General features: G+C 62.2%; 14 protein-coding genes and 1 tRNA gene. 4 read left to right on the forward strand and 11 right to left on the reverse strand.

Annotated elements, in window-relative coordinates:
* Nucleotides 1-33 precede the first annotated feature (33 nt).
* Nucleotides 34-109, forward strand: a tRNA-Lys gene (locus tag ACOQOT_RS10510).
* Nucleotides 110-142: 33 nt separating this feature from the next.
* Here ACOQOT_RS10510 and rodA read toward each other — a convergent pair.
* The 8 genes from rodA to purT all read right to left on the reverse strand — a co-directional run bounded on the left by rodA (nucleotide 143) and on the right by purT (nucleotide 9,274).
* Entirely contained in the window at nucleotides 143-1,297 is a 1,155-nt protein-coding gene (rodA, locus tag ACOQOT_RS10515; RefSeq protein WP_420559226.1) for a rod shape-determining protein RodA, read from the reverse strand.
* A gap of 1 nt (nucleotide 1,298) precedes the next feature.
* Nucleotides 1,299-3,173, reverse strand: coding sequence for a penicillin-binding protein 2 (mrdA, locus tag ACOQOT_RS10520; protein ID WP_420559227.1), 1,875 nt, complete (start codon nucleotides 3,171-3,173; stop codon nucleotides 1,299-1,301).
* A gap of 28 nt (nucleotides 3,174-3,201) precedes the next feature.
* The gene (gene mreD, locus ACOQOT_RS10525; RefSeq protein WP_420559228.1) at nucleotides 3,202-3,735 is read right to left on the reverse strand and encodes a rod shape-determining protein MreD; all 534 of its coding nucleotides are present in this window, start codon (nucleotides 3,733-3,735) and stop codon (nucleotides 3,202-3,204) included.
* On the reverse strand, nucleotides 3,732-4,724 hold the full coding sequence (mreC, locus tag ACOQOT_RS10530; RefSeq protein WP_420559229.1) for a rod shape-determining protein MreC: 993 nt from the start codon (nucleotides 4,722-4,724) through the stop codon (nucleotides 3,732-3,734). Before mreC ends, mreD begins: the two co-directional genes overlap by 4 nt.
* A 92-nt stretch (nucleotides 4,725-4,816) precedes the next feature.
* A complete protein-coding gene (locus tag ACOQOT_RS10535; protein ID WP_045444724.1) occupies nucleotides 4,817-5,857 on the reverse strand; it encodes a rod shape-determining protein in 1,041 nt (346 codons plus the stop codon).
* A gap of 230 nt (nucleotides 5,858-6,087) precedes the next feature.
* The gene (locus ACOQOT_RS10540; protein WP_420559230.1) at nucleotides 6,088-7,071 is read right to left on the reverse strand and encodes a LysR family transcriptional regulator; all 984 of its coding nucleotides are present in this window, start codon (nucleotides 7,069-7,071) and stop codon (nucleotides 6,088-6,090) included.
* A gap of 95 nt (nucleotides 7,072-7,166) precedes the next feature.
* Nucleotides 7,167-8,066: a hypothetical protein gene (locus ACOQOT_RS10545; RefSeq protein WP_420559231.1), complete on the reverse strand. Its 900-nt coding sequence runs from the start codon at nucleotides 8,064-8,066 to the stop codon at nucleotides 7,167-7,169.
* Nucleotides 8,067-8,068: 2 nt separating this feature from the next.
* Nucleotides 8,069-9,274 carry a formate-dependent phosphoribosylglycinamide formyltransferase gene (purT, locus tag ACOQOT_RS10550; RefSeq protein WP_420559232.1) on the reverse strand — a complete coding sequence of 402 codons (1,206 nt, stop codon included), beginning with the start codon at nucleotides 9,272-9,274 and terminating at the stop codon, nucleotides 8,069-8,071.
* Between the two features lie 182 nt (nucleotides 9,275-9,456).
* Between purT and ACOQOT_RS10555 the strand changes: the two genes are divergently transcribed.
* The 3 genes from ACOQOT_RS10555 to ACOQOT_RS10565 are packed head-to-tail and all read left to right on the forward strand — an operon-like array spanning nucleotide 9,457 to nucleotide 11,419.
* Nucleotides 9,457-9,768, forward strand: coding sequence for a metalloregulator ArsR/SmtB family transcription factor (locus tag ACOQOT_RS10555; protein ID WP_121879773.1), 312 nt, complete (start codon nucleotides 9,457-9,459; stop codon nucleotides 9,766-9,768).
* Nucleotides 9,768-10,760 carry a cation diffusion facilitator family transporter gene (locus tag ACOQOT_RS10560; protein ID WP_420559233.1) on the forward strand — a complete coding sequence of 331 codons (993 nt, stop codon included), beginning with the start codon at nucleotides 9,768-9,770 and terminating at the stop codon, nucleotides 10,758-10,760. The genes ACOQOT_RS10555 and ACOQOT_RS10560 overlap by 1 nt, the downstream gene beginning before the upstream one ends.
* A gap of 11 nt (nucleotides 10,761-10,771) precedes the next feature.
* Entirely contained in the window at nucleotides 10,772-11,419 is a 648-nt protein-coding gene (locus ACOQOT_RS10565; RefSeq protein WP_420559234.1) for a cation transporter, read from the forward strand.
* Here the strand turns inward: ACOQOT_RS10565 and ACOQOT_RS10570 are convergent.
* The 3 genes from ACOQOT_RS10570 to ilvD all read right to left on the reverse strand — a co-directional run bounded on the left by ACOQOT_RS10570 (nucleotide 11,411) and on the right by ilvD (nucleotide 14,213).
* The gene (locus ACOQOT_RS10570; RefSeq protein WP_420559235.1) at nucleotides 11,411-12,082 is read right to left on the reverse strand and encodes a hypothetical protein; all 672 of its coding nucleotides are present in this window, start codon (nucleotides 12,080-12,082) and stop codon (nucleotides 11,411-11,413) included. The two genes, ACOQOT_RS10565 and ACOQOT_RS10570, sit on opposite strands and share 9 nt — an antisense overlap.
* An 84-nt stretch (nucleotides 12,083-12,166) precedes the next feature.
* Complete coding sequence (locus tag ACOQOT_RS10575; protein WP_420559236.1) at nucleotides 12,167-12,334, reverse strand: hypothetical protein; 168 nt, start codon at nucleotides 12,332-12,334, stop codon at nucleotides 12,167-12,169.
* Between the two features lie 22 nt (nucleotides 12,335-12,356).
* Nucleotides 12,357-14,213, reverse strand: coding sequence for a dihydroxy-acid dehydratase (ilvD, locus tag ACOQOT_RS10580; RefSeq protein ID WP_420559237.1), 1,857 nt, complete (start codon nucleotides 14,211-14,213; stop codon nucleotides 12,357-12,359).
* Nucleotides 14,214-14,320: the final 107 nt, after the last annotated feature.

Here is a 14,320-nt window from a genome sequence, read left to right on the forward strand (position 1 = left end):
ATCGCGTGCCTCTCCGCCGCTTAAGCGGCATGGGGGCGCATAGCTCAGATGGTAGAGCAGCTGACTCTTAATCAGCGGGTCCAAGGTTCGAGTCCTTGTGCGCCCACCACTTCCCTCCCCAAAGACAAAAGCCGGACTGGCCCTACCAGAAGGCGCTGGGATTGCGGGTAATTTCTGTATTCCGGTGAATATAGACGCTCATTAGAAGGCCGAAGCCGAACAGCAGCGTCAGCATGGCCGTGCCCCCATAAGAGACGAGCGGCAGCGGCACGCCCACCACCGGCAACATCCCCATGACCATCGCCACATTAATGCAGATATAGAGGAAGAAGTTGATGGTCACGCCCATGGCGATGAGCCGGCCGAACTGGTTGCGGGTCTGCAGAGAGACACTAATCCCGAAGAACAGCACCATCATGTAAAGCCCGAGCAGTGCGATACCCCCGGCAAGGCCGAGCTCTTCGGCCAGCATCGTGAAGATGAAGTCCGTATGTTTTTCGGGGAGGAAATTGAGATGCGCCTGCGTGCCTTCCATGAAGCCCTTGCCGAAGAGCCCGCCCGAGCCGAGCGCGATCTTAGACTGGAGAATGTGATAGCCCGCCCCTAGAGGATCGCTTTCCGGATCAAGGAAGGTGAAGACGCGCCGCTTCTGATAATCATGCAGCATGTTCCAGGCGATGGGGAGCGCGGCAAGCGCGCCCACCCCGGTAATGATGAAATAGCGCCAGGCAAGACCGGCGAGGAACAAAAGCGCGACGCCGACCGCCCCGAGCAGCACGGCCGTGCCAAGATCCGGCTGCTTCAGGACAAGCGCCACCGGCGCGCCGAGCAGAACCGCAGGCACGAATAGATTGCGGACGCGCGACACTTCTTCATGGGTCAGCCCGTGAAAATACCGCGCCAACGCCAGGATCAGCGTGATCTTCATGAGCTCCGACGGCTGCAACTGAATGATCCCGAGATTGATCCAGCGCTGCGCGCCCATGCCCTTGAAGCCGATGAACTCCACCGCCACAAGCAGCAACAGCGCGCCGGTATAAGCTGGATAAGCAAGGTTCATCCAGAGCCGGATATCGATAAAGGCGGCTACGAACAGAATGACGAGGCCGATGCCGAAACGCACCATCTGCCGCGACGCCCAAGGATCGAAACTGCCATCGGCCACCGAATAGAGCATGGCAAAGCCGAGGCTCGAAATCGCGAAAAGCAGCAGTAGAAATCCCCAGTTGAACTCCAGGAACTTGTCTTTCAGGCTGAGGTCGCGCCCGCCGCCGGATGAGAAAAACGCATCGACCATCTCAGCCCTCCCGCCATTCGTTGGACCGGCGCATCGCGATCTCGCGCTGCGGGTGGCGTTCCAAAACTTTTTTCATGACATCGCGCGCAATAGGCGCCGCTGTGCCCGAGCCTGACGAACCATGCTCGACGACAACCGAGATCGCATAACGCGGTGCATCCACCGGCGCGAACGCAATGAAAAGCGCGTGGTCGCGCTGGCGCCATTCCAGATCTTCATTCTTGAGCACGCCGGATTCGCGTTCGGCGCGGGAAATACGGCGCACCTGCGCCGTGCCCGTTTTACCCGCAAGCTCCATGCCCTCTTCGGTGATGCGCGAGCGGTAGGCCGTGCCGCCCGGCACGTTGGAAACCGAATCCATCGCTTTACGTACCAGGGCAAGACCAGGCTGGGAAAAGCCGAGTTCGGGGTAAGGCCCATGCTGGTCAAGCTCGCTGCCCACTTTGCGCACGATGCGCGGCGTGACGGCCTTGCCGCCATTGGCAAGACGCGCCGTCATAACCGCAAGCTGCAAGGGTGTCGTCAGAAGGAAGCCCTGCCCGATGCCGGCAATCAGCGTCTCGCCCTGATGCCAGGGCTCGCCGCGTGTCGCCCGCTTCCAGCCTTGGCTCGGCACGAAACCTTTCTTCTCGCCCGGCACTTCAAAGCCCAGCGTATCGCCCAGGCCGAAGCGGCGCGCCATCGCCTCAATCCGGTCGATGCCGATGCGTTTGGCGACTTCGTAAAAGTAAACGTCGCAGGAATGCATGATCGCGTCATGCATATCCATGGCGCCGTGACCGTGTTTCTTCCAGCAGTGGAAATCGTGGCTGCCGAGCGAATATTTGCCCGAGCAGAAAACCTTGTGATTGGGGTCGATCATCCCGCTTTCGTAAGCGGCCAGCGCCACCACCGGCTTGAAGGTGGAGCCCGGCGGATATTGCCCGGCAATAGACTTGTTCAAAAGCGGGTTGTAAGGATCGTTCAGCAGCGCATCCCACTTCTTTTGCGAGATGCCGACATTGAAATCATTGGGATCGAAGCCGGGCGCGGAGACGATGGCAATCACATCGCCGTTGTAAATATCCATCACAACGACACTGGCGGATTCCCCGCGCAGCCGCTCCGTCGCCAGTTTCTGTACTTCCATGTCGAGCGTCAGCGAGACTTGCGCACCCGGCACGCCGGGGTCTTTCGCCAGCTCGCGGATCACCCGGCCATAGGCGTTGACTTCCACATGGCTCGCCCCGGCCCGCCCGCGCAGCTCCTGATCGAGCTCGCGCTCAATGCCGCTCTTGCCGATGCGGAAACCGGGCAGTTTGAGCAACGGGTCGTCCTTGCCTTCAAGATCCTTTTCCGAGACGGCCGCCACATAGCCCACCACATGAGCAAGATCGGGCCCATAAGGATAATGGCGCGTATCGCCCACATCCGGCACGATGCCCGGCAAATCGGGCTCGTGAATATTCACTTCCGCAAAAGTTTCCCAATCGAGGTTCTCCGCCACAAGAATGGGCAGGAACGAGGGAGAGGTGCGCGCATCCTTGATGATACGCGCGCGCTGACGGTCCGGCAGCGGCACGATGCGGGAGAGTTTATCCAGTGTCGCTTCGATATGCGGCGTCTGCTCGGGCACCAGCATGACACGGAAGTTCTGCCGGTTGGAGACGAGCACATCGCCGAAGCGGTCCACGATCTCCCCGCGCAAGGGAGCAAGCAGACGTTTATTGATGCGGTTTTCCTCGGCCAGCATCGTGTACTCGCCGGACTTGATGATCTGCAGGTAATACATGCGGCTCGCCAGCGCGGTGAAGGCGGCAAATTGCAGCCCGCCGATCAGCGCGGCGCGGCGGGAAAACGTCTTGTAACGGACGTTATCCTTGCCATCCATCAGCATGAAACCCGGACCCTCCTGAACTCAACTATCAAATCGACGGCGCCAGTATGCGCTCGACGCGTGCAAAAAGTGTAGCAAAGATCGGAAACAGCGCCACTGTGACGATTAACTGTAACAATACCGGCCCCGGCGGCAGCACCCGGCCATAATAAAGCGAGGCAACGCTCCAGGCGATAGTTCCGGCCAGAAGCGCGGTCAGCGCGAACCCGGTCCAAAGCACCAGCGGCACGCGCCCGGCAAAGACCAGACGCTGCGTCTGCACCACCCCGTAAATCACCACATAGGTAAATGCCCAAAGGCCTATGGGCCCGGCGCTGAGCAAATCCTGCAGCAGCCCCACCGCAAACACCGCGTAAGGGGGAAAGGTTTCCGGCTGATGCGCCGCCCAGAAATAAACAGCCATCAGCGCGAAGGCCGGGGCAACTTCGATCCCGACGATAGACCCCAGCGGCACGAAGGTCAGAAAAACGCAAAACAGCCCGACCAGAAACGGCAGGGTCAAAAGCGCCAGCTTGCCGGCCCGCGCGGCGGGCGTCGGGCCGATTGTCTCTTTCGGCTTCATTGGCCAGCCCCCCCGGCACCGGCAAGCGAGCCGCGCACCGCAGCGCCGCCTGCAGGACCGCCAACCGAACCGTTTTGACCGGCAGCGGAAGGCTGGCCTTCTTCCCCTTCTTCGCCGGGCACCGGCGCCGTCAGTTTGGCGGGCGGGTTCTGTTCCGGCACATCCATGGGGAAGCGGTATTGCAGCACACGGACCATATCGAGCCGGTTACGGTTCGAGAATGTCTGGACGCGCAGATCGCCGTTTTCGGTCTGGATCACCGTGCCGACCGGCAGCCCCGGCGGCATTAGCCCGCCATGGCCGGAGGTCACCACATGGTCACCAGGCACGACGCCGGAGCCGGCGGGCAGAAATTCCAGTTTCGGCCAGACCGTGTTGTCGCCGGAAAGCACCGCGCGCTGACGTGTCGGTTCGATGGTGACGGGCACCCGGCTGTTAAGGTCGGTGAGCAAAAGGATGCGGCTTGCCCGCTCGCCTGAGGAAACGATACGCCCGATCAAGCCTTCGGAATCGACCACCGCCTGGCCGCTTTCAACGCCGTGCTCATGACCGAGATTGACGATGAAGGTTTCAACGAACGGCCCGCCCGTATCGCCGATCACCCGGCCCGTGACGTAATTGATGGAGGGGTCGAGCTGCACATTGAGCAGCGCTTCATAGCGGGCAAGACGCGCCTGCAGCTTCAGCGCCTTTTCCTTCCATGTCAGAAGTTCGGCATTTTCCTGGCGCAGGCGTTCGTTCTCGTCAAAGACATAGGCGAACTCATCCGTCCGCTCGACAAGGCGTCGGCCGGCGGCGACGGGGCGCGAGCCCAGCTCCAGCACCGGCGCGGCAAGGTCAGTGACGACCTGGCGGGCCTGATCGAACACATAGGTTTCCGCCCGCCCCAGCAGCAAAAGCGCCACGGCGAGCGTCACCATGAAAATCAAAGAGACGCGGTTGGAAACCCCGAGGATCGGCGGTGCTGGCCGGCTAAATGAATCCTGCACGGATCACCATCCCCCATGCTTATCAGGAAACAACGGCTGGCCTTCCCCGGGTCAGGGCCCGAGCGAGGGCCCGCATGAGGATCAGTTCCCCGTCAATAAACGGAGCTGAGCACGTGTTTCATCGTCTTGATGTGTTCCAGCGCTTTGCCCGTTCCGAGCGCGACGCAGGAAAGCGCATCATCGGCGATGGAAACAGGCAGGCCCGTTTCTTCACGCAGTACCTGATCCAGATTGGTCAACAAAGCGCCGCCGCCCGTCAGCACGATACCCTTATCCACGATATCGGCCGCCAGTTCCGGCGGAGTGGCTTCCAGCGCCACTTTCACCGCTTCCACAATAGCACCGACAGGCTCTGCCAGGCTCTCGGCAATTTGTCGCTGGCTGATTTTGATTTCCTTCGGCACGCCGTTCATCAAGTCACGGCCCTTTATCTCGATCGCCATGCCTTCCCCATCGGCGGGAATGGCGGCGGAGCCGACTTCCTTTTTGATCCGCTCGGCGCTCGATTCGCCCACAAGCAGGTTATGGTTGCGGCGGATGTAAGCGATGATCGCCTCGTCCATCTTGTCGCCGCCCACACGCACGGAGCGCGCATAAACGATGCCGCCGAGCGAGAGCACGGCCACTTCCGTCGTCCCGCCGCCGATATCGACGACCATGGAGCCGGTAGGCTCGGTCACGGGCAGGCCCGCGCCAATGGCCGCAGCCATCGGCTCTTCGATGAGATGCACGCGCCGGGCGCCGGCGGACAGTGCCGATTCCTGAATGGCGCGCCGCTCCACCGCCGTCGAACCCGAGGGCACGCAGACCACGATCTGCGGATTGGCGAAAGAGCGCCGGTTATGCACCTTACGGATAAAGTGCTTGATCATTTCCTCGGCGACTTCGAAATCGGCAATCACCCCGTCGCGCATGGGGCGGATCGCCTGAATGTTGCCGGGCGTGCGGCCCAGCATCATCTTGGCCTCGTCGCCGACGGCCAGAACCTGTTTTTTGCCACCTTTTTCGATGATCGCAACGACCGACGGCTCGTTCAGAACGATTCCGCGTCCTTTGACGTAAACCAGCGTATTGGCGGTGCCCAGATCGATCGCCATATCGGCGGAGAGCATTCCGAGAAGACCGGAGAGCATATTCTTATCGTTCCCCAAAATTTTGATGGCCAGGGAGGCCTTCGGACAGACGGAGTCGACCGCCGTAAATTGCGAGTCAGTTTCGGCAATTATGGTGGCTAAATGGTTAATAAGCTAAAAAAGACGGCATAAAAAGGGCCGTTCGCGGATTTTATCTTCCGCAGCGAAAAAGAATCCGTTCTTTCGTCTTTCCGCTCATCACGTTCACGCGAAGCACGCCCGTGATTAGATCAGGACGCAGCCTGCTGTCCGGCCGCCCGTCCCTGCACGCCGTCAAGCGGGATCTCCGTCACCTGGCCGCGCCCTTCAAGCTCGCCCCGCTTGGCTTTCAGTTCGCCGACGAGGAAGTCCATCACCGTGCGCACATGGCCGAGCTGAGCAAGATCGTTGCGTGTCAAAAGCCAAAGCTCGAGGGAGCCGACAATCTCCGGCCCGAAAACCCGTTCAAGGCCCGGGTCTCTATCGCCCAGAATGCAGGGAAGCGCGGCAAGCCCGCAGCCTGCCCGCGCCGCTTCCGCCCGCGCCGCCGCGCTGGAGGAACGAAAGAGCGTATTGGCGGGCTTTTCCGCCCGCGACAGCCACCAAACGGGCCCAAGCGGCGTTTCGGAGCGGGGAAAACCGATCACGTCATGACCCGCCAGATCGCCCATTTTACCGGGCCGCCCGCGCTCGGCGAGATATTCCGCGCTCGCATAAAGGCCGAAGGCGAGATCACCCACCTTGCGCATCAGCATATCGCCCTGGGTGGGCCGCGCGGCGCGGATCGCGACATCCACATCTTTAAGCGGATTTGCGATGCGCGGGGCGGCGGAAGCGCCTGAGAGCATCGGATCGGTCAGAAGCTCGATATCAAGCCCGTCATGCTGATCGCGGAAGGCGCGCAGTGCCGGAGCAATAACGGAGGCGGCAATCACCTCACCCGAGGCAAGGCGCACCGTGCCCTGCGTGCCTGCGGAAGCCGACGCCGTGAAATCACGCTGCAGGGAAGAAAGCCGCCGATCCACCGGATCAAGCGCCTCCATCAGCTTTTCCCCTTCCAGGGTCAGCCGGTAGCCGGTGCGCTCGCGCTCGAAAAGCCGCGCGCCCAGATCCTCTTCCAGCGAGGAAACACGCCGCAAGACCGTGGTCGTGTTGACGTTGAGCTGCTGCGCCGCGCCCGACAGGCTGCCAGCACCCGCCACCGCCAGAAAAAACCGCAAATCGTCCCAGTTCATTGCCCGGCCCTCATTGATCGTGCCGCGGCAAGCCTAGCGCGCGGGCCGGGCCTCTTCACTCGATTTTTGCAATAAAGGTTATGCGTTTATGCAAATCAGACGAAATCGGGGTTTTTGGCAAGGTTTTCCGCCGCTTTTGCCTCCGCTTTAAGGCGCCTGAGCAGGGAAAACCCCTCTCTCAGCAGCTTCTGCTCCACCTCTGCGGCTGCCGAAACAGGCAGGAAGACCCCAAGTTCCAGCACCGCCTGACCGGCCGCCGTCAAATGCAGGTTGAGCTCCGGCTCGACGGAGAAGACGGTGGAATCGGTCCGCTTGGCCAGACGCTTGGCATGGGCCTCGGCCTGCGCGCGGTAGGGTGTAACGGCCTTGGCCGCGATCTCGCGTAGGCCCTTTTCCGCCGCTGCCGGGTCCACCTCATCGGCCAGCGGAAACTCGACGCTGTGGCGGATGAAATCCCCGACAAAACTGTAGCGCTTGACCGGCGAGGTCAGAAAAACGCTGTTGGGCAGCGTAACGATGCGGCCCGTATAGCGGCCGATCTGCGAGCCTTGGCCCACTTCCAAAAGCGTGGTGGTGAGAAGATGCCGCTCCAAGACCTCGCCCCGGTGCTCGCCGATGCGCACTACCTCGCCAGGCTCCGCCGCCTCGCCGCTGCCCCGGATCACCGCGCCTGCAAAACACATGAGGAGTTCTTTCGTAGCAATCGCGATGGCGGCGGCCACGGCGGCAAGCGAGAGCGCGAAGGTGCGCAGCTCCGGCGCCCAGATGATGACGATGCCGATAACGCCGATCACCAAAAGGCCGAGACGGAGCTGGTCCTGAATACGCCGCTTCATCTGCCGCGGCAGGCGCTGGCGGCGGCGCAGAAAATGCCCGGCAATAGCGCGGATCGCCAAAAGCGCGCCGATCAGGATCAGCGTATTGAGAAGCTGCGGGCCCCCTTCGGTGAAGAACCGCCAAAGCCCCTCGCCTATCCCTGCGATCTCCCGTTCCATGCTTACTTCGCCCCTTTCACCGGACGTACCTTGCCTGCGGCAAGAACAGCGCGGGCGCGCGCTTCGTTCACATCGCTCCCGCGCGCCAGCGCCACGCCCATGCGGCGGCGCTCGAAGGCTTCGGGCTTGCCGAAGAGCCGGATATCGGCGCCGGGTACGCCAAGCGCTTCCTCGACGCCTTCAAAGGCAATGCCTTTTTCTTCCAGGCGGCCATAAATCACCGCGCTGGCGCCCGGCTCACGCAAGGACGCGTCGACCGGCAGCCCCAGAATAGCGCGGGCATGAAGCGCAAACTCGCTTTGATATTGCGTGGCCAGCGTCACGAGCCCCGTATCATGGGGGCGCGGGCTCACTTCGGAAAACCAGACGTCTTCGCCTTTGACGAAAAGCTCGACACCGAAAATCCCCCGCCCGCCGAGATTGGCGGTCACTTTGCGTGCAATTTCTTGCGCCCGCTCGCGCGCCTTTGCCGGCATCGCCTGGGGCTGCCAGCTTTCCACATAATCGCCCTTCTCCTGGCGGTGCCCCACCGCGTCACAGAAAAAGGTCTCCACTTCGCCCGAGGCGCCAAGCGCGCGCACGGTGAGCTGCGTGATTTCATAATCGAAATCGACAAGCCCCTCGACGATGACGCGCGGCCGCGCCACGCGCCCGCCTGCCATGGCATAATCCCAGGCGGCCTCGAGGTCCTCTTCCCGCGTCACAAAGGATTGCCCCTTGCCGGAAGAGGACATGACGGGTTTGACGAAACAGGGGCAGCCGATGCCGCCCTTCACCGCCGCTTTCAGCTCTTCAGCGCTCGAAGCGAACGCATAGGCCGAAGTCGGCAGACCGAGCTCTTCGGCGGCGAGCTTGCGGATGCCTTCCCGGTTCATGGTGAGCTGCGCGGCCCGCGCCGTCGGAATGACCTCGGCAAGGCCTTCCGCTTCGATCTCCGCCAGCATGTCCGTCGCAATCGCCTCGATCTCCGGCACGATGAGATGCGGGCGCTCTTTTTCCACCAGCGCGCGGATCGCCGCCCCGTCCGTCATGTCGATGACATGGGCCCTATGCGCCACCTGATGCGCGGGGGCATTTTCATAGCGGTCGACGGCAATCACCTCCCCGCCGAGACGCTGCAATTCGATCGCTACTTCTTTGCCAAGCTCACCCGAGCCGAGCAGCATGATCTTCGTCGCCGACGGGCTAAGCGGTGTTCCGATACGCATAAGGCCTCCTTCTGTTGCCCCTCTTTTACCCAAGGGAAAAGAAAGGGGCCAGCAGGCCGTTGCGCTTATCGCTCTTTCTTGCCCTCACCATTCCATGAGGATGCCGCATGGACCCCGGCCAACCCTTGACTCTCCGATCAAAACCAACATATAAACACCTATTCATATATCGAGAGGTCGAGATGTTGAAACCCCTCACCCAATTGGCCGATGACCACACCGCCGTCCTTGCGGATATGTTCAAGCTGTTGGGCGATCCCTCGCGGCTGAAAATCGTCATCGCGCTTTTGGACGGGCCGCTTTCCGTCGGCAGCATTGCCGAACGGCTCAGCCTCTCCCCCTCTCTCGTCAGCCACCATCTGCGTCTCCTGCGCGCCGCGCGCATCGCAAGCCACGAGCGCCGGGGCCGGCAGATGCTCTATAGCGTTCACGACCATCACATCCGCTGCGTTATCGAGGACATGGTCGAGCATGTAACGGAAGGCGCGGATTGATGGCAGCCGAACTCGGCCACACCCATAGTCACGGGCACGATCATCATCACGGCCATGACCATGCCCATAGCCATGGGGGGCACAGCCACGCCCCGCAGGTCAGCCACGAGAATGAGCGGCGGGTTTTCTGGGCCATGCTGCTGACCGGCGGCTTTATGGTTGCGGAAGTTGTGGGCGGTCTCATGTCAGGCTCCCTCGCGCTGATCGCCGATGCCGGGCACATGGCAACGGACGCCGCCTCGCTGCTGCTTGCCTGGTTCGCCTTCCGCCTTTCCCGCCGCCCGGCGGACGGCGCGCGCTCCTACGGCTTTTACCGGGCCGAAATTCTGGCCGCCTTCGTCAACGGCCTCGCCATGATCGCGCTTGTCATCTGGATCGCTTATGAGGCCGTCACCCGCTTCTTCCAGCCCGTGGAGGTCCTGGGCGGCCTGATGCTCGCCGTTGCCGCCGCAGGTCTCCTCGTCAATATCGCCGCCTTCGCCCTTCTTCATGGCGGGGCGGGCGACAATCTCAACATCAAGGGCGCCGCCGTCCACGTCATGGGCGACCTTCTGGGCTCGGTCGCCGCTATTGCCGCTGCCGGCATCATCCTTTGGACTGGCTGGATGCCGATCGACCCATTGCTCTCACTTCTCGTTGCCCTGCTCGTGCTGCGCAGCGCCTGGTTCATCACCAAGCAGTCCGCGCATATTCTCATGGAAGGCACGCCGAGCGATCTGAACCTCACCGAAATGCGCAACGACCTTTGCGGTCATGTTGAAGGCGTGGAAGACGTGCACCATCTTCATGCCTGGTCCCTGACGCAGGAACGGCCCGTCGTCACCCTTCATGCCCGCATCAGCGAGGCGGCGGATGGCGACAAGGTTTTGCGCGACATCAACACCCGTCTTGCCGAGGTTTTTTCCGTGAGCCATGCCACCGTGCAGATCGAGCGGGAAAGCTGCGAGGGAGATTGCGCCCCGCCCCCAGAGACGGCAAAAGCCGCACATTGAAGGAGCCTCCCATGTCCGCTGGATGCGATGATTGCTGCGCCGCCCCCACTTCGGGTGAAATCGACAAACCCTTTCGCCGGGCCTTGTGGATCGCGCTTGTGCTGAACGGCGTTATGTTCGCGGTTGAGCTTTATAGCTCCTTCCTCGGGCGCTCCGTTGCGCTGCAGGCCGATGCGATGGACTTCCTCGCCGACGCCGCGAACTATTCCATCTCGCTTTTCGTGCTCGGCATGAGCCTGCGCGCCAAGGCCATGGCCGCGTTCATCAAGGCGGGCACGATGAGCCTCTTCGGCCTTTGGGTGCTGGGCATGGCGCTTTACCGCGTGCTGCAGGGCGGCGCGCCCGAACCGTTCATCATGGGGCCCGTCGCGCTCCTGGCACTTACCGTCAATGTCGGCGTCGCCTTTCTTCTCTTCGCGCACCGTGAAGGCGATGCGAACCGGCAATCCATTTGGCTCTGCTCGCGCAATGACGCCATCGCCAATCTCGCCGTCTTCGCCGCCGCCGGCCTTGTCTGGACGACGGGTCAGGGCTGGCCCGACATTCTGGTCGCCGTGCTGATCGCCGCCCTCGGCCTTTCTTCCGCCTGGCGCGTTATCCGCCAGGCAAAGGGCGAATGGCGGGAGGGCGCAAGCCCTGCCCCGCACCCTTCAGTGTAATGCACCGAGCGCCGCCTTGAAGCCGCTTTCGGGGCTGGAGAGAACCGGGATGCCGCCTTCGCCGAGCAATGCAGCGGCGGGCGCCATGGAGGCTTGCGCCAAAAGGATCGCCTGGCAGGAACAGCTTGCCTCCCGCAGCCGGGCCGCGATGGCGGCGTGATAATCGCCGAGCGCGCCCTTCTGGAAAAGCGGCCAAAGATCGAAAAAGACATGGCCGGAAACCTCGATCTCCTTGCCCGCCGCCTTGGCCGAAGAGCGCACCAGCTCCATGGTCGGCTCTAGCGTCGCCTCCAGGCACGCGGCAACGGCAATGCGCCCGCCCTTGCCCGCCGCTTCATCCGCCATCGGCCGGTCGATGCGCATGATGCGCGTGCCCTCGAATGACACTTCCTCGGCGACGGGCGCGAGCGTCGAGCAGGTGAGAACCACCACATCCGCCCCGCGCGCCGCTTCCTTGAGTAAAGCCTCGCCCGTGTGAATGCGCAGCGCCGGCGTCAGCCCGCCCGCCTTTTCCGCCTGTTTAAGCAGATCTTCCCGCACCACATGGCGCAGTTTCAGCCCCGGCGCCAGCCGGTCGCGCAAGTTCTCGAACGTATTTATGTGCAAGGGCGAGGTATGTAAGAACGTCACGCGTTCCGGTGTGCCCCTATCAGGCGGTGTCATCTTTTTCTCCATCGGCTCAAAGAAAAAGCCCGCCGCGATCATCGCGGCGGGCCTTTATTCCAGTGTCGGCTCTGCGTGATCGCGCTATGGGGCGGCTTTGCCCGCGAGTTTAACGGCGGCGAGTTTCACTGCCGTTACAATGGCGATCACGGTTTTGGCGGCCAAAAGGCGCGCGGAATGGGCAGCTTCGCTTTTCAGCGAGCCGTTCAAAGACCGGGGCGCAAAGGCGCCATATGCCCATTCCTGTGTCATGAAGCGCAATCTGCACTAAAACTTACTTGCGTTCAATCTGAGAAACGTCCCGCACCGCACCGCGCGCGGCATTCGAGACCATCGCCGCATAGGCGCGCAGTGCCTGCGAGACCTTGCGCGGGCGCTCCTCGGCAGGTTTCCAGGCATCGGCGCCCTTGGCTTCCATGGCCGCGCGGCGCTTGGCAAGTTCCTCGTCCGAAAGCTTCACATTGATCGAGCGGGCGGGAATATCGATCTCGATCAGATCGCCCTCCTCGATGAGCCCGATATTGCCCCCTTCCGCCGCTTCCGGCGAAGCATGGCCGATGGAAAGGCCCGAGGTGCCGCCGGAAAAACGCCCGTCGGTGATGAGCGCGCAGTCTTTCCCGAGCCCCATGGATTTGAGGTAGGAGGTCGGATAGAGCATTTCCTGCATGCCCGGCCCGCCTTTCGGGCCCTCATAGCGAATGATCACGACATCGCCCGCCTTGATGTCGCGCTTGGTGATGCGCGTAACCGCCTCTTCCTGGCTTTCGCAAACCCGCGCCAGACCGGAAAACTTCCAGATGCTTTCATCGACGCCCGCCGTCTTCACGATACAGCCTTCCTCGGCGATATTGCCGAAGAGCACGGCAAGGCCGCCTTCTTTCGTGAAGGCTTTTTCCACCGAGCGGATGACGCCGCTGTCCCTATCCGTGTCGAGATCGAGATAGCGGCTCTGCTGGCTGAAGGCGACCGTGGTGCGCACCCCGCCCGGCGCCGCCTTGAAGAGCGTGCGCACCTCTTCGGAATTCGTGCGGGAAATATCCCACTTGTCGAGCGCCGCGCTCATGCTCGGCTCATGCACGGTGGAAACATCGCCGTGGATAAGCCCGCCGCGCTCGAGCTGGCCGAGAATGGACATGATGCCCCCCGCCCGGTGCACATCCTCGATATGCACGTTCTGAACGGCGGGCGCGACTTTCGAAAGACACGGCACTTTGCGCGAAAGCTCGTCGATATCCTTCATCGTGAAATCGACGCCCGCTTCATTGGCAATGGCGAGCAGGTGCAGGATGGTATTCGTCGAACCGCCCATGGCAATGTCGAGCGTCATTGCGTTTTGGAAGGCCTTGAAGGTCGCGATGCCGCGCGGCAGCACGCTTTCATCGCCCTGCTTGTAATAGCGGTCGGTCAGCTCGACGATCTGCCGGGCCGCGCGCAGGAAAAGCTCCTTGCGGTCCGCATGGGTGGCAACGATCGTGCCGTTTGCCGGCAGCGCAAGACCGAGCGCTTCGGCAAGGCAGTTCATGGAATTCGCCGTGAACATGCCCGAGCAGGAACCGCAGGTCGGGCAGGCGTTTTTCTCCAACTCATCCACTTCCTCGTCCGAGCGGTTGGGGTTCGCCCCTTCGATGATCGCATCGATGAGATCGACCGCGATCTCCTTGCCGTCGACCACCGCCCGGCCCGCTTCCATCGGCCCGCCGGTCACGAAGATCGTCGGCACATTGAGGCGCATGGTCGCCATCATCATGCCGGGCGTGATCTTGTCGCAGTTGGAAATGCAGACCATCGCATCGGCGCAGTGGGCATTGACCATATATTCGACCGAGTCCGCGATGAGATCGCGCGAGGGCAGCGAATAAAGCATGCCGTCATGGCCCATCGCGATCCCGTCATCGACGGCGATGGTGTTGAACTCCTTGGCAACGCCGCCCGCCGCCTCGATCTCCCGCGCCACCATCTGGCCGAGGTCCTTGAGGTGCACATGGCCCGGCACGAACTGGGTGAAGGAATTCACCACCGCGATAATCGGCTTGCCGAAATCCTCATCCTTCATGCCTGTCGCACGCCACAAACCGCGCGCGCCGGCCATATTGCGGCCATGGGTCGTCGTTCGGGAACGGTAAGGGATCATCTTCGCCTCTGTCGATTGCGGGTTGCCGGTATTAAATAGGGCCGGTCCGGTTTTGAAAAAGGCCCGCCGCGCTCTTAGCGGGCGGGCCCTGTCCATAAAAGGCTGCG

Origin of the sequence: Tepidicaulis sp. (assembly GCF_965222285.1) — a bacterium.
Lineage (GTDB): Bacteria > Pseudomonadota > Alphaproteobacteria > Parvibaculales > Parvibaculaceae > Tepidicaulis.